Consider the following 20277-nt stretch of genomic DNA (forward strand, 5'->3'; position numbering starts at 1 on the left):
TTGTAATTAGTGAGTAAGTCTTATATTCACTTATTGACATTTGTAAATTAAAAAGTAAAATTACGTACTGTTGTTTACTTTTTTAATTTCGTGGACGATAAGGATATGATTAAAAGTGGAGATAAACTGAAATGCACCTGCGGCAATGATTTTTTTGTAGAAGGCTCGGTTTATACTGTAGGTAGTATAATAAGCGATAAGTTTTTCCAAATAAATGTTGGTGCGAATGACGAGCATTGGTATGCAACAAAAGATAGCGAAGGGATATATGTTCGCTTTAATGCAGAAGACCATCTAGTAAATGATGCTTTTTTCGCTTTATTAAAACGCCAGTGCTAGATTTTTTAAGAAAATTTTAAAACTTAAGTGTGCGTTTGAGATTCAGATGAAGATATGGAGCACTATTTATTATATGGTTATCAATAAATGGATTGGTCATTTGTTCTAGTTTCATGGAGTAAGATTATTCTGCAAGCTTCCTGAACCAGTAAGTCTTCTGAACCAATAGTCATCTACAACATATCTATCATTTCCGGCGGTTGCTTGAGCAGCCTTACTTGAGTACTTTTATCAGCAGATTTAGATATCAAGTGATTGATTAAAGTATCGTTGCTGACCGATAGCATAAGTAAATTTCACGAAAAAGCCTAACGTCAAACGTTAGGCTTTTTTAGTGCATACAATCAAGTGCTTATACGATTAAGATTTATCACGAATCAGCTTATAGTTTAAGAATTCAGTGATACCCAGTGTACCAAGCTCACGACCAAATCCTGAACGTTTAACACCGCCAAATGGCGTGTTTGCTTCCGTACCAGAGGGTGCATTGATTGTGACCATGCCCACTTCCAATTTGTCAGCAATGTCAGCAGCTAGGGCAGCATCTTGCGTTTGAATAGAAGCACCAAGACCGAAAGGCACATCATTGGCAATCTTGATAGCGTGATCGATATCATTCGCCTTGTAGATTACAGCGACAGGACCAAACAGCTCCTCACGGTAAACGTCCATTGATTCCGTGACGTCCGTTAGTACGGCAGGTTTGAACCATGCACCAGGCTTATCTTTGACCAATCCGCCTTCTACTAGGACCGTCGCGCCTGCTTCAATGGCACTATCTAACTGCGCTTGCAGATTGACTGCGGCAGCCTTTGAAGACATCGGACCGATAAAGGTTTTTGCATCAAGAGGATCGGCCAATGTCATACCACGTACAGCGTCGGTAAAGCCCTCAACGAACTGGTCATAGACAGATTCAAGAACGATTAGGCGTTTGGCGGCGTTACAGGCTTGACCAACATTACCAAAACGACCAGAAATCGCGCCTTTTATCGCTTGTTTGATGTCGGCATCAGCTGTGACGATAAAGGCATCAGAGCCACCCAGTTCTAATACGACTTTTTTGAGTGCGCCACCTGCTTCTTTGGCAACGGCTTGTCCAGCACGCTCAGAGCCAGTTAATGAGATACCTTGTACACGCTTGTCATGAATAATAGTCGCTGCCTGCTCGTTGGTGGCAAAGATATTGTTATAAACACCTTCAGGTACGCCGACCTCTTTAAACATATCAGCGATAACTTCTGCAGTCTTAGGGCATTGAGGCGCGTGCTTTAAGATAATAGTATTACCTGCCATAAAGTTTGGCGCGACAAAACGTGCCACTTGATAATGCGGATAATTCCACGGCATGATACCGAGTAGGACGCCAACAGGTCGTTTTTCTACCGAAGCTGATCCTGAGTCAACATCAATGGTGTTCGGCGCGAGTAATTGCTCAGCGTTGTCTGCATAGTAACGATAGATCTCAGCGACCAGACCGATTTCCCCCTTGGCTTGTGCAACGGGTTTACCCATCTCACCCGCCACGATGCGAGCCAGCTCGTCTTGACGCTCAAGATAGCTATCGGCAATTTTATGTAGTAGTGCACTGCGCTCGCTTAGTGGAACGTGACGCCAGTCTTGATAGGCATTGTCAGCCTGCTCGATGACTTGCTGAACGTCTTGATCAGTGGCGGTAGGGTAAGTGGCTTCTAGTTCGCCGGTAGCTGGGTTGTTGATTTGATAATCACTCATAGTTATGTCCTTTAGTTTAAAATATTCTTGGGTTCAAAATCCATCTGGGTCTATATTTTTATGCGGGTGCTCTTGCTTAATGACTTTGGTTGTTGCTGGGTAATACAATGAATATTACCGCCACCATAGACAATCTCTTTTGTGCGTACTCCCACTACTTGATGCTGCGGAAAGACTTTTTCAAGCTGTGCGATGGCTAAAACATCATTTATATCATCATATTGCGGTACGATGACAGCATCATTACAAATGAGAAAATTGGCATAAGAGGCAATACAAACATCACCTGTCAAGCGCGGTTTGGCTTCATCAGATTGGATAATGTCATAGTCATCAGGCAAGGTCACTGGGTGCTGAGTGCAACAAAGTTTGTGAATTGTTAAGCGTCTGCCTTTTGCATCAATCATATTTGAGAGCTGCTCAAAAGCTTTTTGTGTTGCTTCATAGAAAGGATGCTCAGGATCATCAGTGTATAAACACACCACTTCACCAGGCCGCGCAAAACAGGCAATATCATCGACATGACCAGTGGTTTCGTCAGGATCAATCCCATCATCAATCCACAGCACTTTTTGTACATTGAGATAGGCTTTTAGTTTGTCTTCGATTTGTGCTTCAGTCAGGTGTGGATTGCGTCCAGGGCTCAGTAGACACATACGTGTGGTCAGCACCGTACCCTCACCATCGACATGAAACGCGCCACCTTCCATCACAAAGTCATCTGTGCGGTAGCGGCTAATATCTAGCTGCTCACATAGTCGTTCTGCGAGTTTGTCGTCATCATCCCAAGGCGAGTAAAGGCCATCATAGTCGCCGCCCCATGCATTGAACGTCCAGTCGCAAGCGCGCAGCTCACCGGCATCATTGACCAAAAATGTCGGAACCGTATCTCGCGCCCACGCATCATTGCTGGGCATAGAAATAACGTCGATGTCGGCTGGCAAGCTATCGCGGCACTGCTCATAGTTATCAGGATTGACCAGCACGCCAACCTCACAAAATCTGTTGATGGCCAGTGCAACATCAGCATACGCTTTTTTGGCAGGAGCTGCTTGCTGTCGCCAGTTATCCATACGGTATGGCCATACCATCCATACTTTTTCTATCGGCTCAAACTCTGCTGGCATGTAAAAACCGTCTTGTTGGGGCGTTGTATCGGTCAGTAATAGAGACATAAAATCACCTTATCGCATTCATGCGACGATAAAAGTAGTAAGAGACAATTAAAAATAGCGTATCTATTAGCCATGAGTCAGCAGCGCACCATACATTGACGGACGACGATCACGGAACACGCCCCATTGACGACGTTCGATAGCAAGTTTGTCTAAATCAAAGGTCATACTAATGACTTCGTTTTTATCCGCCGAGGCTTCTTGTATGATGTCGCCGCGACCATCGGTAATGAATGAGCCGCCGTAGAACTGCATGACGCTGTCTTGATCGTTTTGGCTGATGGTCTCCGTGCCGATACGGTTGGATGCGATGACAGGCATGAGGTTGGCGGCGGCATGACCTTGCATACAGCGTTGCCAATGACCTTTTGAGTCGATACCGAGGGTTGGTTCATCGCCAATCGCCGTCGGATAAAACAATATCTCAGCGCCCATCAATGCCATGCTACGAGCGCACTCTGGGAACCACTGATCCCAGCAGATACCCACGCCAATTTTGGCGTATTTGGTTTCCCAAACCTTAAAACCTGTATCACCAGGGGTAAAGTAAAACTTTTCGGCATAAGGAATACCATCTGGGATATGAGTCTTGCGATAGGTGCCGAGTATCTCGCCATCGGCGTCAATCACGGTCACACTATTGAAAAAGGTATTGCCCGATTTTTCATAAAAGCTGATCGGTAATACCACGTCTAACTCTTTAGCCAACTGTTTGAAATGATTGATAGCCGCATTATCAGTAACACTCGTTGCCAGTTTAAAATAGTCAAATTCATGAACTTGGCAGAAGTACGGCGTTTCAAACAACTCTTGCAGTAAGATGATGTTGGCACCAGATTTGGCGGCTTTGGTAACCAAATCAGTGGCAATGGCAATATTTTGTTGGATATCCCAACTACAGGCCATTTGCGTGGCGGCAACGGTAACGTTTCGCATGATTTAAATCCTTTTAATAACAAACAGTAAATAGGGTATAAAAATAATGATTTTGTGGTCTAACCAACCATTAAATAGTACCGGTTAGACCCTAATGACAATACTAACGTTCTAGCACTGGGTTTGGCTTACGCCATCATGTAACCCAATCCTAAGAAAGCAAAAACGGATAGCACGGCACCTAACATAGCATAGGGAAACTGGGTAAAGGCGTGCTGCATGGGTGAGCAACCAGCGCCTTGCGCGGCTAGTAATGATGAGTCACTGAAGAAACATGCATGACTACCAAATGAGGACGCGGATAACAACGCACCAATCATCAGCGGCGTACTCACACCAAGAGCAAGTGATATCGGGAAGACAATCGGCATGGCCAATACATATAGACCCCAACTCGATGACGTGGCGAAGGTTAAGAACGCCATGACCGCAAAGATGACCGCAGGGAAGATAATAATCGTCATATAAGGCGTAATGGCTTCAATCACATAAGTAGTCATGCCAAGATCATCATTGATCGCTTTTAAGAAAAAGCCGCCAATAACCGTTGAGAGTGGATAAAGCATGACTTTAAAGCCTTTAAAGATAGACTCTACTTGCGTCTCAAAGCTCAAAATACCTTGCATCCAATAGATAATGACGGTGACAAAACAGGTGAGCAACGCACCGCGCAACAGATCGACTTCGAAGTAGATGGTTGAGACAATGAGCAAGATCATCGGAAAGGCAAAGTTGGCGATATTGGCTTTGAACGATAATTTGCGTTTGGCTTGGACATTTGAGACCAGCTGCTCTTCGATAAAGGCTTCAGGGACAGGGTGGCCTGATTTGGCACGTTTTTCAGCTTTTTTCATCGGTCCCCAGTCACCTAATATGCCGTACGCCACCAAAAATACGATTAGGAGAGCGAACCACGCATAAGCCATATAAGGAATGGCGCTGATATAAAGGCCAAGACCAGCACCATCTGCGGCCACACCGTTTTCTTCTAACAGACCTGCAAAGTACACCGCCCATGTAGAGATAGGCACGATTACACACATCGGCGCTGCGGTGGAGTCGACGATATAGGCGAGTTTTTCGCGAGAGACGCCATATACATCAGTAAGTTTTTTGACAGACGTGGAGACAGCAAGGCAGTTTAAATAATCATCAATAAAAACCACGATACCCAAGGCGAACGTTGCAAGCAATGACTGACGGCGCGATTTGATGATTTTTTGTAGCCATTCGCTAAAACCATCTAGGCAACCACTAATTTCAAGCAATTGGATGAGTCCGCCCATCAGACCACATACGAGCACAATCCAAATAATGGTTTCATTGCCCAATACCATTGACATATTGTCTGCAAAAGGGGAGACCAGATCAAAAGGATTGAGCATCACAAGGCCCGCGACACAGCCTGCCATCATAGATTCGAACGGTCGCCTAGAGATAATGGCGGTGACGAGCACCAATAACGTCGGTAATAAGGATAGGGCACCCCACGATTCGTCTGGGCCACGAGTCGTTGATAGCCACGCAAACGCTAAATAGATAGCGAGTGCGCCTAACACGGTGAGAAATACTCGCTTATTGTGATACTGCCCCTCGACAGCATCATTGAGTTTCATGTTCATACTTACGCTCCCTGTAAAACTCTATTTTTAGGACAAATTCTACTCTGTGGTTGATGTCAGGTAGAAAGTAGCGAATTGGCTTTCTATCTAACCCTGCCACAGCACTCCATTGCTATGACAGGTCGATCTAATAACAGTCATTAAGAGCGTTGTATTTGTTCAGTGCTCAGTATTTAAGGCTCAGTGTTAGTGGGTTTATAGGCCAGTCGTATCTTTTAGTGCATACCACCATGAGCCCATCACTGAATAGGGCACGCGCAGTGCTCGACCACCCGGGAACGGAATCCATGGGATTTGAGCAAAAGTATCAAATTCTTTGGTTTTACCATTAATAGCATCGGCCAAGATTTGTCCAAATAAATGCGAGCCTGTCACACCATGACCACTATAACCATGAGCGAAATATACCCGATCGTGTAGCTTGCCCATTTGCGGGACGCGAGAGAACGACAAGGCAAAATTGCCACTCCATGCGTAGTCGATTTTGACATCGCGTAGCTCTGGAAAGATTTTGTTCATATTTGGTCTGATTTTGGCGGTGATATCAGCGGGGTCTTGTCCGCCATATACTGTGCCGCCACCGAACAACATACGCTTGTCTGCCGAGAGACGATAGTAATCGAGAATATAGCGTACATCTTCGACACAGACATCGGTCGGTAGCAGTTGATCGGCTAAATCACCTAACGGCTCGGTCGCGATGATTTGTGTCGATACAGGCATGACACGGTCAGTCAACTTAGGAATCACTTTATTAAGATAAGCATTACCGCACAGAATCGCTTGTTTACAAGTGACAGAGCCAAACTCAGTGATGACTTTGATAGAATCATCGGCATACTCAATATCTACCACCAAGGTGTTTTCATAAATAGTGCCGCCACCTTGTTCGATAGCCGCCGCTTCACCTAGTGCAAGATTGAGTGGGTGAATATGTCCGCCTGAATGGTCAATGACGCCGCCCACATAAGCATCTGATTTAATATGTTCTTGAATGCCATTTTTATCTAGCATTTCCCGATCATGCATACCGTGGCTTTCCCACAGCGCATGCGTTTCTTGTAAGTCTTTTAGCTGTCCGTTGTTTAATGCGGCAAAGATATTTTTTTCTTTGAGATCACAATTGATATCGTAGTCGTTGACAAAACGACGAATGATTTTGCCACCGCGAGTCACCAGTTGACCGACGAAGTCTGCATTTTGTTGACCATAAGACTTTTTGATTTTTTGTAGGCTAGCGTTTAAGCCGTTGACGATCTGACCGCCATTACGACCTGATGCACCCCAACCAATCTGCGCGCCTTCAAGCACAACGACTTCGTGATCGGTTTCAATCAGATGCAGGGCAGTGGATAGGCCGCTAAAGCCGCCACCGACCACACAGATTTCTACTTGGATGTCATTTTCTAGTGTCGGTCTATCAGGCTTGGGGTTGCGACTGGCAGCGTAATAGCTGTCAGGATATTGACCTTTGTCTGAATAGTGCGGGATATTGCGCGTGTTGTTAGACGGCTTGTTGGTCGTCGGTGTCGCGTTGCTATTTGACATATTACACATCCTGTAAATAGGTGAGGTATTCAAGGTTGGTGACTTGCTGGGCAAAGCGTTTGGCTTCTTGCTTTTTGACGGCAATCAACAGCTCAATCATCTCGCTTGGGAATAGCGAATCAATGATATCGCTGCTTTCAAATTTACGAATGGCCGAGAGCCAATCTAACGGCAAGGTCTTCAGTTCCGCTTCGTTATAAGTAATGCTATTAACGGGTTCTGGTGCCTCTAGCTTGTTTTCAATGCCATGTAGTATGCCTGCTAACACGGCACTACAAACCAAGTAAGGGTTGGCATCAGCGCCAGAAACACGGTGCTCGATACGACGTGCTTTGGTATCGCCACCAGGGATACGTACGGCCGCTGTGCGGTTTTCATAACCCCATGACACATTGTTCGGTGCAAGCGTACCGGGGGTAAAACGGCGATAAGAGTTAACGTGCGGTGCAAATAATAATGTACAGTCCGACATGGTTTTTAGCAGACCCGCAACCGCATGGCGCAAAATCTCTGAACCTTCATCTGTGCCGTTATCAAAGACGTTGTTGCCGTCTTTATCTAACAAGCTGCAATGGACATGAAAACCGTTGCCAGATTGTAGACCAAAAGGTTTTGCCATAAAAGTGGCGGTGAGCTTACGGCGAGCTGCTACTGCTTTGACGACTTGTTTGAACAAAATAGCATCGTCCGCCGCTTTGAGCGGATCGTTGACGTGTAATAAATTAATCTCAAACTGACCACAACCATTTTCAGCCAAAGCGGCATCAACAGGGATATCGAGCTTTTCGCACTGCGCATAAACCTCATCTAAAAACTCATCGAACTGCAATAAATCATTGATGCTCAAAATCGAGGTCTTATTCAGTCTCAATCCGCTTTTAGGGCGGATAGGCGGTCTTGGCGTTTCCCCTTCGGTATAGTCAACCAGATAAAACTCCAGCTCTGTTGCCATCACAGGAGTGAGACCAAGCGCTTGGAATTTGTTGCTGATGTAATCTAAGACATGACGAGCATCGCCGTAGTAAGGCTCATTGTCTTCGGTATAGAGCCAGACGGGCAGTAACGATGAAGGCGCGCTGGTGTTAAGAAGAGGATAAGCGGCGCGGCCAGTCGGTTTGGCAATCGCATCGATATCGCCGTTGCACTGAGAAGATTCAATGACATCCGCACCCCAAATATCGACCCCTAAAATCGACATCGGTAGTCGTATCGCACCTTTTTCTGCTTTTTTCATTTGATCGAAGGGGATGCGCTTACCACGAAGTAAGCCATTAATATCACCTGCTGCAACATAGACGTATTCTGTGTTATTTGCAGATTCGACCATTCCATTGGTTGTCATCATATCTATTCTTCCTATGAATTTTAGAGCTATTGGGATTGTGGGTAAGACGGTTATTGCACCTAAGTACGTATGAATCTGTGATGAAAGTGACGATAAATGTTTGATAAAACAGTAATTTATAAGAAATTTATTATTTACTGTTTATATTAATTAAGAGGTACTTATCAATCTAATATAAGTATGAAAACTATAGTTGTCAATTTTTATTTAAAATTATCGTTAAATCACCCATTTTTCTTTAATTTATGCAAATAAGACTAATTTATATAAAAAAACTATTGATATTGAAGTTTATAGTTTACATTCAATCAAATGCTATGGTAAATTTTAGCTAAACAAGGAATCAAACAATATCGCCTGCTAGGCTTCATTGTTATCAATAGGGAAAACGACATGAAAAATTCTAGACCTATCATCGCGATTGTTGCTTGTCACAAGATGGTCGATGGTCAGCCCTCTCAAGCGGTGTATCAAAAATATATCGATGCGGTGAATTTTTATGGCGGTAATCCTATATTGCTACCAAGTACAGCCGCTGATGACGGAAATTTTGATGCGCTATTGGCGATCGCAGACGGTATTTTACTAACAGGCAGCTACAGCAATGTGGCACCAGCACGTTACGGCGCAACGCACAGCGAAGCAAAACAAGATTTGGGCCGTGATGAGTTAAGCTTTAAATTACTGGCTTATGCAGACAGAACGGGTACGCCGCTGCTGGCCGTTTGCCGGGGTCTGCAAGAGATGAATGTTTACTTTGATGGCACGTTACACCCTGATTGGCGCGAGGTAGAAGGGTTTTATGAGCCGCACTTAGAGGACAGCACGCAACCACTTGAGGTCCAATATCAGCCCGTACATGATGTCATTATCCAGCCTGATGGCAGACTTGCGGTGTTCGGTGAAAAATGGCACGTCAACTCCTTACATAAGCAAGCCATCAATAAAGTAGGTGAACGTTTATTTCTCGAAGCACTAGCCCCTGATGGCTTGGTAGAAGCCATTAGCTTGTTACAACATCCTTTTATGATTGGTGTACAATGGCATCCTGAGTTAAATTATGCACAAGATAACTTGTCCAAATTTCTATTCACGGAATTCATTCACTATGCCAGCACACCCCAAATCGAGTAGCACCACTAAAGATCCGGTAGATATTGACAGCGCTAACACTGATATAGATAAAAGTGTTGATAGCGAAATTGGCAACAGCATCGACGCTGATGTTACCAGTGACAAAGATATTGATATCGAGGAAGATGATGACATCAGTAGTGATGACGAAGATGAGTTGACAGACTCTGAAACAGACACATCTAGCGACACTGATGAATCGATAGAAGAAGACATCGGTAAAAAAATCAATCAGCTGCGCCTTGCAAAAGGCTACTCGCAGCGTAAATTGGCGAAATTATCAGGACTGACAAACACTTCTATTAGCTCTATTGAGCGCAATAAGGTGAGTCCCGCCGTAAATACCTTGAAGGCGATTTTGGAAGTATTAGGTTCTGATTTGACCACGTTTTTTAGTGATGAGTGGAAGGAGCCAAAGGCGAGAGTGATTGTAACGCCAAAGGATTTGCTAGAGCTTAGTGAGCCCAGTAGCAGAGTATCGTTAAAGCAAGTATATAACTGTAGCGCGACCAGAAACTTAGGATTTTTGATCGAAACGTATCAGCCAAATAGCTCAACAGAAGAAAGAATTGCTCATGAAGGTGAGGAGATTGGGACAGTCATCGAGGGCAAAATTATTATTCGTATCAATGAGACCACGTATTTGTTAAATGAAGGGGATAGCTATGTGATTGATACCAATCAACCGCATACTTTTATTAATCCTACGGATGGTGTGTCTCGTATTGTCAGTGCACATACACCAATGACCTATTAGGATTGTGTTCTGTAACTTTAAACTGAATACTCATCTTAATATAGATTGAAAATGCCACTTCCATTGTTGGGAATAGCATTTTTTTTGCTCAATATATATCATCGTAACTGAGATGGGCTTCTGCACAGGTAAAGGTAGGCAGTCAGCTTATGAGTTTTGATCAGCGTCAGGTACCTCTGATTTGATATCTGTTCTAGTTGTCTCTTCTATTTTTGCTTCATCTTCTATTTCTGGCGATTCCGCTTTTTTTACTTTTTCTTTGATCAATTTGACTTTTGGGCGCTTGGGGATGGGTTCAACATGTTTGACCGCCGCACCAAAGGCAGGTTTAGAGGTTTTTTTAAGGCTTCTTTTGATTCTTCGTACGGCGAGTGCATCGGCCTCAGCTTGTTCTTCTGCCAGTGCAGTATCGTATAGTCCTTGGTACACCGCGAGGGTCTTTTCGATCATCTCACGCATGGTGAATTTGTTGGTCATCTCAGGCCGTGTCACGCTTTCCAATTGATTGCGCACTGCTTTACACAACGAGTTGGCATTGTGTTTTTTGACCAGTCCTTGCGGATAGAGCGGTTGTAGGATTTCGCTAAAGGCCGCTTGATCCCAGCCAATGACAGGGGTGCCCAAATGAATCGCTTGCAGGGCATTGATGCCGATTGACTCTGGCTCATTGGCAAGTGCCATAACGATATTAGCTGCTGATAGCCATTCACGCATGTCATTACGTTTGCTACCCACATAAGTAATACGCTCAGCCAACCCCAGACTGTGAGTACGTTGACGAAAGTCCTCATGAGCGACATCACCATCTTTATAATCATCGTCCATAATGATGACATGAATATTGGGAAATTGCTCTTGTAGATTGCCCAAGATATCAATCAGCCACTCTTGACCATACTCATTGCCAATGACTGTTGGAAATACGAGCCACTTCTTATGCTCAAGCTCAGGATATTCCGCAAAGGTATGACGCAACCAATAGACCGACGGATTGTGCCGATAAGGATAGCGCCGAGTATCGATGCCACGGTAGATACGCGTGATGACTTTCGGATCGACTTCTTCACGGCGTAAACCTTTTTTGAGGTATTGGGTGACGCTATCAGATACAGTGATAATCGTATCGACATTGAGCAGGGCTTGGGAGTATTTATTAATGGGATAAAACCCATACATGGTTGAGACCAGCTTTGGGAAACGTTTGACGCGCGCACGGCGCAATGCTAAATGCAATATCCATGCAGGCGTGCGCGAGTGTACATGAATGACATCAGGCTCATACTTCTCAATCAAATGCCGTAGTGCTGAGACTTGCAGTAATGCTAGCCACGATTTTTTGTTCATGTATAGCTGATGATAAATATTACCGTCACGCTTGAGGCGTCTGACCAAGTCATTGTTTTCACTGGCACTAGCGACAATGATGGAGGTGTGCTCGTTTTTGACCAGTGCGCGCCCAAGATGAAAAATGCCGCGCTCGGATTCATCATGCTTCAAAGACGATAGTAAGCGCATAACTTTCATAATAGCGTGGGTCACCGGTTAGTAATATCAAGCTGCTATTGTCAGTTAAAAGCGCTTAAAACTCAACCATCAAGACAAAAAGATAGCGTCAGATATTTGGCTTTCTAGCAGATATGAGCATGATTTTTTGGCTTAAAACTGCCCAAACGTATTTAGCGGCGTTTTTGTAGATGCTCAGCGTTGGGCAGTACTTGTTTTTCACTTAAGTATTTCCAATAACGCTGCGGTAGATACTGCCTATGCAGCTTGGGGTTTTTACGCTCTTTGATATTGACGTTGGTAAAGTAACCCTGCCAAAACTTTTGATAACGCTGCTCATCGGGACTGTGGATACTGGCAGGGTTACGTAGGACAGCATCATCGAGGTCGGTGATGGTTTGTAGCTCTGCGGGGCGAGCGGGCGTACTGTGACTTTTATCATAATAAATGCCATAGCCACGAGTCAGATCGTAGATCGCCCAGTGCTGGTCCTGATAGCGCTGACGAAAATGCTCCCCAATCAATGGCAGTACATTAAAATCAGGCTCGACCCGTGCAAAATAAATATCATCAGTGGTGTGCTCAAAACGCACGAACGCCTCCATGCGATGTTTTTCGCGACCAACGGATTTGACCGTTTGTACTAGCTCAAGCACCTCTAAATGACCAAGGTCTTGCATGATATTTCGGCAAGGGTAGTCGATGGCGTATTTGACCACGCGGAATAAAGTTGTGCCGATGTCGCCCTTTTCTGATAAAAACCCCCACAAAATATTACGCATACCTGAGCGACCAAGCAAGCTATTTAGCTTAACCAATACGCGCTCTGCGTTGTCTGCATCCGTGGTGACGCTAGTCGCTTGCGCGATTAAGGAAGGCACATAACAGTCTTGAGCGGTGAGCTTGAGTGAGGCATCTTCTTGCAATCGATTGGCATAAACATAAAACACCGCGCTGAGCCAGCCCTCAAAGCTTGGCTCATACAGCACAATGCTAGGCGTCAACTGACCGATAGCGTAAGCGTCGTTTTGCACAAGTGCTGACATGGTTTATCCTAAATTTCTATCATAAATACAGTAGCGAGATGGCAACCTTTTCTAGCATATACTATCTAAAGCCATTCTAAAATAAAGCTAACTGACCACTGCGCTGATCTTTAAACTTGGTCTGCGTTTGCGCCAGTACATACTGACGGAAGTTATCGCGCGTCAAATGGGCAAGGTGCTCGTTTTTGCCAGTGGTTGCGATAAAATACTTGGCACGGTTGACCGCGGCTCCCATCTTTTTTAGATGATAGAGCGTCAGCTGATTGAATTTGCGTGCTTTGACGATTTTTTTGGCAGTCTTGGTACCGATACCAGGGATACGTACGATCATCTCATAAGTCGCTGTCTGAATATTGACGGGAAAATGTTCACGATGGCGTATCGCCCACGCCAGTTTTGGGTCACAATCTAGGTCCAAAAATGGCGACTCTGGCTCGACAATCTCGTGCGCGCCAAACCCATAAAAACGCATTAACCAATCTGCTTGATAAAGACGGTTCTCGCGCACCATCGGCACAGGGGTCCCAATCGCTGGCAAGCGATTATCAGAGAGCATCGGTACATAGCCTGAGTAATAGACGCGTTTTAGATCGTAGGTTTTATAAAAGTGACTCGATAGCTGAATCACCTGCAAGTCAGTCTCGTTACTTGCACCAACGATCATTTGGCTGGTTTGACCGGCGGGCGTAAATTTAGGTGCTTTTTTATGAGTTTTGCGGCTCTCACGGATGGTGATGATTTCCTCTTTTACTGTTTCCATCGGCGCTTTTAATTGATCGTGTGATTTTTCTGGCGCGAGCAAAGCCAATCCTGATTTGGTTGGAATTTCGATGTTGACGCTCAGACGGTCTGCATATAGTCCTGCCTCTAACAATAGCTCTTTTGAAGCGCCAGGAATGGTTTTTAGATGAATATACCCGTTAAAGCGCTCGCGAGTACGCAGTATCTTTGCCACTTCGACCAGTCGCTCCATCGTATAGTCGCCATTTTTGAAGATACCAGAGCTGAGAAATAGCCCCTCAATATAGTTACGGCGGTAGAATTGCATGGTCAAATCGACGACTTCTTCAACACTAAAAGCAGCGCGCGGCGTGTCGTTGCTTTTACGTGAAGTACAATACGCGCAGTCATAGATGCAATGGTTGGTCAAAAGAATCTTTAGCAGACTGACACAGCGACCATCTTCAGTATAGCTGTGACAGATACCAGTGGCTGAGGCATCGCCTAAACCGCCGCCTTGATTTTTGCGCGTACCAGCCGAGGATGAGCAAGAGACATCATACTTGGCAGCATCGGCCAAGATATTGAGTTTTCCCTGTAATCTTTCATAATTGATGTTTGCCATAAGTCGGTTATTACCAATTAATTAATGAACGACTATTTTACCAAAATATGTATTAAGTCATTGTATTAATAGGAAAATTAATAAAATAACACGACAGATAGTGTCGTATCCATCAAGAGGTTGTGAGCGAGCATACGTGCTACTCGATATGACACACATTAAAAAAGGCCTTGAATATTCAAGACCCTTTGCAACATGATACTGTTAAAGACGTGTATTTGTAGTGAACGAGTCATTTATTGAACCTTGGCACGTATCACGACGGTTTGATTGCCATTGGCATTAAGATTTGCTAAGTTCCATTTTAGGCCAGAGTAATTTTCTTGTATGGTGACCGTATTGCCAACTTGCTGGATGGTTTGATAGGTGTCGCCGCCAGTGGTGGCGAATGTCGGTAGCGGGCTATTTAACGATACCAACTGCACGCCGCTAGGGAGTGAGATCATAGCATTGATATCATTAACTGGTTGTGCCGTGGTGTTGGTGTAGGTGGTGTGATATTCAATGACATCACCAGGGGCGATATGGTTGGCAGGCACCGCAACTTCACGTCCAGCACTATTCTTCATGATTTTCATGACCTTAGTGTTTGCATTGACGACACCCGGCGTGCTAAAAGTCGGGGTCAATTGCAAGGTATCTAACGTGGTCGTCGTGATTTGATTGCTCACAGATGGATGGATAGATGGCTGGTTAGTGATGACGGTTGCCGCTGGGGCATTCATCACAGGTAACGGAGTAGCAGTGGCAACAGGCAGGACTTGTGTTACGGTGCTAACTGGCGTAGTGATGACATCCACTTTAGTGACATTGTTGGTCACTCGATTGGTGACCGGTACGCTAGTGACGGTTGCGCTTCCTTGAACCATAGGAGACTGGCGAACGACATAACGTGGCACGTTCGTGACCTGCGTCACCGCATAAGGCATGCCATCTTGCATGGTGATACCGTTAGGTGTCGCAGTAATAGTGGCTGTTTGTCCATTAGAATATTGTTCAACTACCGTCGTGCTACCACCAGCAGATGAGCTAATCGCAATCTCAGGAGCGGCATGGGTTGAGGATGCAAGCACCATACCTGCGAGTATTGCAGATACCGTGGTGGTTAGTGCTGATGGTGCATAAGATTTCATGGTCATAATAGACTCCTTAACAGTATCAATAAAAAAAAGCAGCAATAAGTAAAACAGCAATAATTAACGTCTAAACAAGCAAAACCCCCGCTAAATGACACCAAAAAGTATGCCAAATAACGAGGGTATCAGTACTGACGATAGTCGGTGTCTATAATCAGACCATCATTATTTTGAGTAGAAGCGCTTCAGTATAAATTTACATCGATATTACGGGGTAACATCACCTAATATAAAAATTACGATGCACTAAAAACTCAAATAATTATGCGCCAAAACAAATCGTGTATAAAAGCTGCATTATGTAACCGAAACGGTATAAATGCTATCAATACGTAATGTTGCTTATATCCATGTTATTGGGTAGCGAATAGCCAGCCGTATCTGTCACTGTCAAACATGTTTGCTATTTAAGAGAACTAGTATTTAAAGAGCTGTTATTCAAAGAGCTTCTCATCCAACCTTGAAAGCATCAAGCCTATGGATGATCAGAAATAGTGAGTCTTATTAGTCGTAGATGACTTTCATCACTTCGTATTCCACCACGCCCTTTGGCGTTTCGATACGTACTTCATCGCCTTCAAACTTACCGATGAGGCCACGCGCGATCGGTGAGTTAACTGAGATTTTGCCAGCCTTGAAATCGGCTTCATCATCGCCGACGATTTTGTACTGTTTTTCTTCTTCAGTGTCCATGTTTTCGATTATGACGCTGACGCCAAACACGACACGACCTTCTTTTGGCAATGTTGAAGGATCAATGACTTGTGCGCCGCCAAGTTTCGCTTCGATATCACGAATACGCGCTTCGCAAAAGCCTTGTTGCTCACGGGCAGCGTGGTATTCAGCGTTTTCTTTTAAATCGCCGTGCTCGCGGGCTTCAGCAATCGATGCGGTGATGCGTGGACGGTCGACACTTTTTAACTGTTTTAATTCAGCTTCTAAAGCTGCATGTCCTTGCGGAGTCATGGGATAACGTTGCATGTTTTTTCCTTAAACCAATAACACCACACCATCTCATAAGGAGATGGTGTCAATGTTGTTGCAATGAGTATGAAATATAAAAAGAGCGGGGTTCAGATGGTGTCGTCAGTAAATAGGCTGTTGTGTGTTAGCACCTCTACTTTTAGCACCAAGCGCACTGAACCTTACGTAATAAAAAGCATAGTCGCAATTTAGCCACTATGCTTTTGTAGGTTTGTCTCTTTCAAGATATTGTTTTTTTAACGTATGATTATCACAAAATAATCAATAACAAGTCTTGGCTAAGCTTTTATATAAGCTTAGCGGTTATGCTTAATCTACTGAAATTATTCAGCCGCGTCAATAGACTTTGCTTGCTCATGCAAATCTTGTAACTTATAGACATCAAACGGTAAGTCAATGGCATAAGATTTACAAACCGCATCGGCTGCACCTAACGTCGTGACATAGAAGACTTTGCCCTGTAGCGCACTGCGGCGGATAGAGAACGAGTCCTCTTGAGCCTGCTTGCCTTCAGTCGTATTGATAATCAGGTCAATTTTGCCGTTCTTTAGGGCGTCAACGATGTGCGGGCGACCTTCAGTGACCTTGTTGATTTGCTGACTTTCAATACCAGCGTCGCTCAGTACTTTTTGCGTGCCAGTGGTTGATACGATATTAAAACCGAAATCTGCAAGCTGACGGGCGATTGGGGCGATTTGTCCTTTGTCGCTATCACGAACTGAGATAAAGACCGTCTTGGTCTCGCCTTCAGTCGGTAGACCTGGCAGACGCTCATTACTACCGATAATGGCTTTGTAAAATGCTTCGCCAAAAGTCTTACCTACGCCCATGACTTCACCCGTTGATTTCATCTCAGGACTCAAGATTGGATCGACACCAGGGAACTTAGCAAATGGGAATACCGCTTCTTTAACCGCGTAAAATGAAGGAACGATTTCAGTGGTAAAGCCTTGGTCTTTCAGTGACGTACCAGCCATACAGCGAGCGGCGATTTGTGCTAATGACGTACCAATACACTTAGAGACAAACGGGACAGTACGGGCAGCACGAGGGTTCACTTCTAAGATATAAACCGTTTCACCTTTGACCGCGAACTGAACGTTCATGAGGCCAACCACGCCAAGCTCCTTTGCCATAGCCACGGTTTGTGCACGCATGACATCACACAGCTCATCTGATAGTGAGTATGGCGGTAGTGAGCAAGCTGAGTCACCAGAGTGGACACCTGCCTGTTCGATATGCTGCATGATACCGCCAATCACGACATCTGTACCGTCACATACACAGTCCACATCGACTTCGATGGCATCGTCCAAGAAGCGATCTAACAATACGGGCGCTTCGTTTGACGCTTGTACGGCGGTACGTAGATAGTGTCTTAGTTCATCTTCGTTATAGACAATTTCCATCGCGCGACCACCAAGGACATACGATGGACGTACAACCAGTGGATAGCCCACATCTTTTGCTTTAACCAAGCCATCTTCTAAGCTGGTGGCTAGAGCGTTTGAGGGTTGCACTAAGTTCAATTGCTGAATCATGTGCTGGAAGCGCTCACGGTCTTCAGCGCGATCAATCGCATCAGGGCTAGTGCCGATGATTTTTACGCCCGCAGATTCTAAAGCGCGGGCAAGTTTCAATGGCGTTTGACCACCGAACTGCACAATCACACCATCTGGGTTTTCGATACGGACGATCTCTAGCACGTCTTCTAATGTGATTGGCTCAAAATACAGACGGTCGGAGGTGTCATAATCGGTTGAAACCGTTTCAGGGTTACAGTTGACCATGATGGTCTCATAGCCGTCTTCACGCATGGCAAGCGCTGCATGTACACAGCAATAATCAAACTCGATACCTTGACCGATACGGTTAGGGCCGCCACCGATAACCATGATTTTTTTCTTGTCAGTTGGGTTGGCTTCACATTCGCTATCGTAGGTTGAGTACATATAAGCGGTGCTGGTCGCAAACTCTGCAGCACAGGTATCGACACGCTTATACACGGGATAGACGCCTAAATCCCAACGCTTTTTGCGTAGCTGCTTTTGTGAGATACCAAGCAATTTAGCCAAACGCAAATCTGACAAGCCTTTACGCTTAAAGCGACGTAGGTTGTTTTCGTTTAAGCCACCAAAACCCAGTGATTTTACGATTGCTTCAGTTTTCACGATGTCTTCAATCTGTACCAAGAACCATGGATCAATCTTGGTGTAATTAAATACCTCGTCAACACTCATACCAACGCGGAACGCATCAGCGATATAGTAGATACGATCAGGAGTTGGAATGGTTAAGCGATTGATAATCTCGCTACGAGCCTTTTCAGCACTTACTTTGGATAAATCAACTTGCTCATCAAAACCGTCCGCGCCTGTTTCCATACCGCGTAGTGCTTTTTGCATAGACTCTTGGAAATTACGACCGATCGCCATGACTTCGCCGACCGATTTCATCTGAGTCGATAGGATGTTGTCCGCTTGTGGGAATTTTTCAAAGTTAAAGCGAGGTATCTTGGTGACGACATAATCAAGCGCAGGCTCAAAGCTCGCTGGCGTTTTGCCACCCGTGATGTCGTTTTGCAATTCATCTAGCGTATAACCAATCGCTAGTTTTGCTGCAATTTTGGCAATTGGGAAACCAGTTGCTTTTGAGGCTAGGGCAGACGAGCGCGATACACGTGGGTTCATCTCGATGACGACCATGCGGCCCGTATCAGGGTTGATACCGAACTGGACGTTTGAGCCGCCTGTTTCCACACCGATCTCACGCAGTACCGCGAGTGATGCGTTACGCATGATTTGATATTCTTTATCCGTCAATGTCTGCGCTGGCGCGACAGTGATTGAGTCGCCTGTATGCACACCCATTGGATCAAAGTTTTCGATGGCACAAATGATGATGCAGTTGTCGTTTTTGTCACGAACCACTTCCATTTCGTACTCTTTCCAACCAATCAATGACTCATCTATAAGCAGCTGATGGTTTGGTGATAGATCAAAACCGCGCTCACAGATTTCAATGAACTCATCGCGGTTATACGCGATACCGCCACCTGAACCGCCCATAGTGAATGAAGGGCGAATGATACAGGGATAACCCATTTTTTCTTGGGTTGCGAAGGCTTCTTCCATCGTTTCAGCGGTTTCAGCGCGTGGGCACTCAAGGCCGATGCGCTTCATCGCTTTGTCAAATAAGTCGCGATCTTCTGCCATCTCGATTGAGTCTTTGGTCGCGCCAATTAGCTCGCAGTCATATTTGGTTAATACGCCGTGCTTGTCTAGGTCTAGTGCGCAGTTTAGGGCAGTCTGTCCGCCCATAGTTGGTAGAATTGCATCAGGGCGCTCTTTGGCAATGATTTGCTCAACCGTCTGCCACGTGATCGGCTCGATATAGGTGGCATCCGCCATGACAGGATCGGTCATGATGGTCGCAGGGTTTGAGTTGACCAAGATGACACGGTAGCCTTCTTCTTTTAGTGCTTTACACGCCTGTGCGCCTGAGTAGTCAAACTCACATGCTTGGCCGATGACGATAGGGCCTGCGCCAATGATAAGAATGCTTTTTATGTCGGTACGTTTTGGCATAGTTAGAGCTACCTTCGTTTGATGATATTTTAAGTAATCTTTATTTTTGATAACGCTTATGGCGTTTTATACTTACAATGCGTTGT

General features: G+C 45.0%; 15 protein-coding genes. 3 read left to right on the forward strand and 12 right to left on the reverse strand.

Going from position 1 to position 20277, the window contains the following annotated elements; genetic code table 11:
* Positions 1 to 105: 105 nt before the first annotated feature.
* Positions 106 to 339, forward strand: coding sequence for a hypothetical protein (locus tag I3255_RS03980; protein ID WP_238037064.1), 234 nt, complete (start codon positions 106 to 108; stop codon positions 337 to 339).
* A gap of 360 nt (positions 340 to 699) precedes the next feature.
* On the opposite strand, the gene I3255_RS03985 is transcribed toward I3255_RS03980, so the two are convergent.
* The 6 genes from I3255_RS03985 to I3255_RS04010 all read right to left on the reverse strand — a co-directional run bounded on the left by I3255_RS03985 (position 700) and on the right by I3255_RS04010 (position 8699).
* On the reverse strand, positions 700 to 2073 hold the full coding sequence (locus tag I3255_RS03985; RefSeq protein ID WP_238037067.1) for an NAD-dependent succinate-semialdehyde dehydrogenase: 1374 nt from the start codon (positions 2071 to 2073) through the stop codon (positions 700 to 702).
* 50 nt (positions 2074 to 2123) lie between these two features.
* Positions 2124 to 3248 (reverse strand): agmatine deiminase, encoded by a 1125-nt coding sequence (aguA, locus tag I3255_RS03990; RefSeq protein ID WP_238037071.1) that lies wholly within the window; start codon positions 3246 to 3248, stop codon positions 2124 to 2126.
* Between the two features lie 66 nt (positions 3249 to 3314).
* Positions 3315 to 4187, reverse strand: coding sequence for an N-carbamoylputrescine amidase (aguB, locus tag I3255_RS03995; RefSeq protein WP_346268617.1), 873 nt, complete (start codon positions 4185 to 4187; stop codon positions 3315 to 3317).
* Between the two features lie 125 nt (positions 4188 to 4312).
* Complete coding sequence (locus tag I3255_RS04000) at positions 4313 to 5806, reverse strand: Na+/H+ antiporter NhaC family protein (protein WP_238037077.1); 1494 nt, start codon at positions 5804 to 5806, stop codon at positions 4313 to 4315.
* 195 nt (positions 5807 to 6001) lie between these two features.
* Positions 6002 to 7354: an FAD-binding oxidoreductase gene (locus I3255_RS04005; protein ID WP_238037080.1), complete on the reverse strand. Its 1353-nt coding sequence runs from the start codon at positions 7352 to 7354 to the stop codon at positions 6002 to 6004.
* Position 7355: 1 nt separating this feature from the next.
* A complete protein-coding gene (locus tag I3255_RS04010; protein WP_238037083.1) occupies positions 7356 to 8699 on the reverse strand; it encodes a glutamine synthetase family protein in 1344 nt (447 codons plus the stop codon).
* Between the two features lie 393 nt (positions 8700 to 9092).
* On the opposite strand from I3255_RS04010, the gene I3255_RS04015 reads away from it, so the two are divergent.
* Together I3255_RS04015 and I3255_RS04020 are read left to right on the forward strand one after the other, a co-directional pair.
* Positions 9093 to 9833, forward strand: a complete 741-nt coding sequence (locus I3255_RS04015; RefSeq protein ID WP_238037086.1) for a gamma-glutamyl-gamma-aminobutyrate hydrolase family protein — start codon at positions 9093 to 9095, stop codon at positions 9831 to 9833.
* Positions 9808 to 10590 carry a cupin domain-containing protein gene (locus I3255_RS04020; protein ID WP_238037089.1) on the forward strand — a complete coding sequence of 261 codons (783 nt, stop codon included), beginning with the start codon at positions 9808 to 9810 and terminating at the stop codon, positions 10588 to 10590. The genes I3255_RS04015 and I3255_RS04020 overlap by 26 nt, the downstream gene beginning before the upstream one ends.
* Before the next feature lie 147 nt (positions 10591 to 10737).
* Here the strand turns inward: I3255_RS04020 and I3255_RS04025 are convergent, their stop codons facing one another.
* From I3255_RS04025 to carB, 6 genes are all read right to left on the reverse strand, one after another.
* Positions 10738 to 12114 carry a glycosyltransferase gene (locus tag I3255_RS04025; RefSeq protein ID WP_238037093.1) on the reverse strand — a complete coding sequence of 459 codons (1377 nt, stop codon included), beginning with the start codon at positions 12112 to 12114 and terminating at the stop codon, positions 10738 to 10740.
* 152 nt (positions 12115 to 12266) lie between these two features.
* A complete protein-coding gene (locus I3255_RS04030; RefSeq protein WP_238037096.1) occupies positions 12267 to 13139 on the reverse strand; it encodes a TIGR03915 family putative DNA repair protein in 873 nt (290 codons plus the stop codon).
* A gap of 76 nt (positions 13140 to 13215) precedes the next feature.
* Positions 13216 to 14484 (reverse strand): putative DNA modification/repair radical SAM protein, encoded by a 1269-nt coding sequence (locus I3255_RS04035; protein ID WP_238037099.1) that lies wholly within the window; start codon positions 14482 to 14484, stop codon positions 13216 to 13218.
* Positions 14485 to 14720: 236 nt separating this feature from the next.
* Positions 14721 to 15623 carry a hypothetical protein gene (locus I3255_RS04040; protein ID WP_238037101.1) on the reverse strand — a complete coding sequence of 301 codons (903 nt, stop codon included), beginning with the start codon at positions 15621 to 15623 and terminating at the stop codon, positions 14721 to 14723.
* Positions 15624 to 16124: 501 nt separating this feature from the next.
* The gene (gene greA / locus I3255_RS04045; RefSeq protein ID WP_058025194.1) at positions 16125 to 16601 is read right to left on the reverse strand and encodes a transcription elongation factor GreA; all 477 of its coding nucleotides are present in this window, start codon (positions 16599 to 16601) and stop codon (positions 16125 to 16127) included.
* A 326-nt stretch (positions 16602 to 16927) separates the two neighbouring features.
* Complete coding sequence (carB, locus tag I3255_RS04050) at positions 16928 to 20191, reverse strand: carbamoyl-phosphate synthase large subunit (protein WP_238037104.1); 3264 nt, start codon at positions 20189 to 20191, stop codon at positions 16928 to 16930.
* Between the last annotated feature and the right edge of the window lie 86 nt (positions 20192 to 20277).

Origin of the sequence: Psychrobacter sp. Ps6, from assembly GCF_022129235.1 — a bacterium.
Classification (GTDB): Bacteria; Pseudomonadota; Gammaproteobacteria; order Pseudomonadales; family Moraxellaceae; genus Psychrobacter.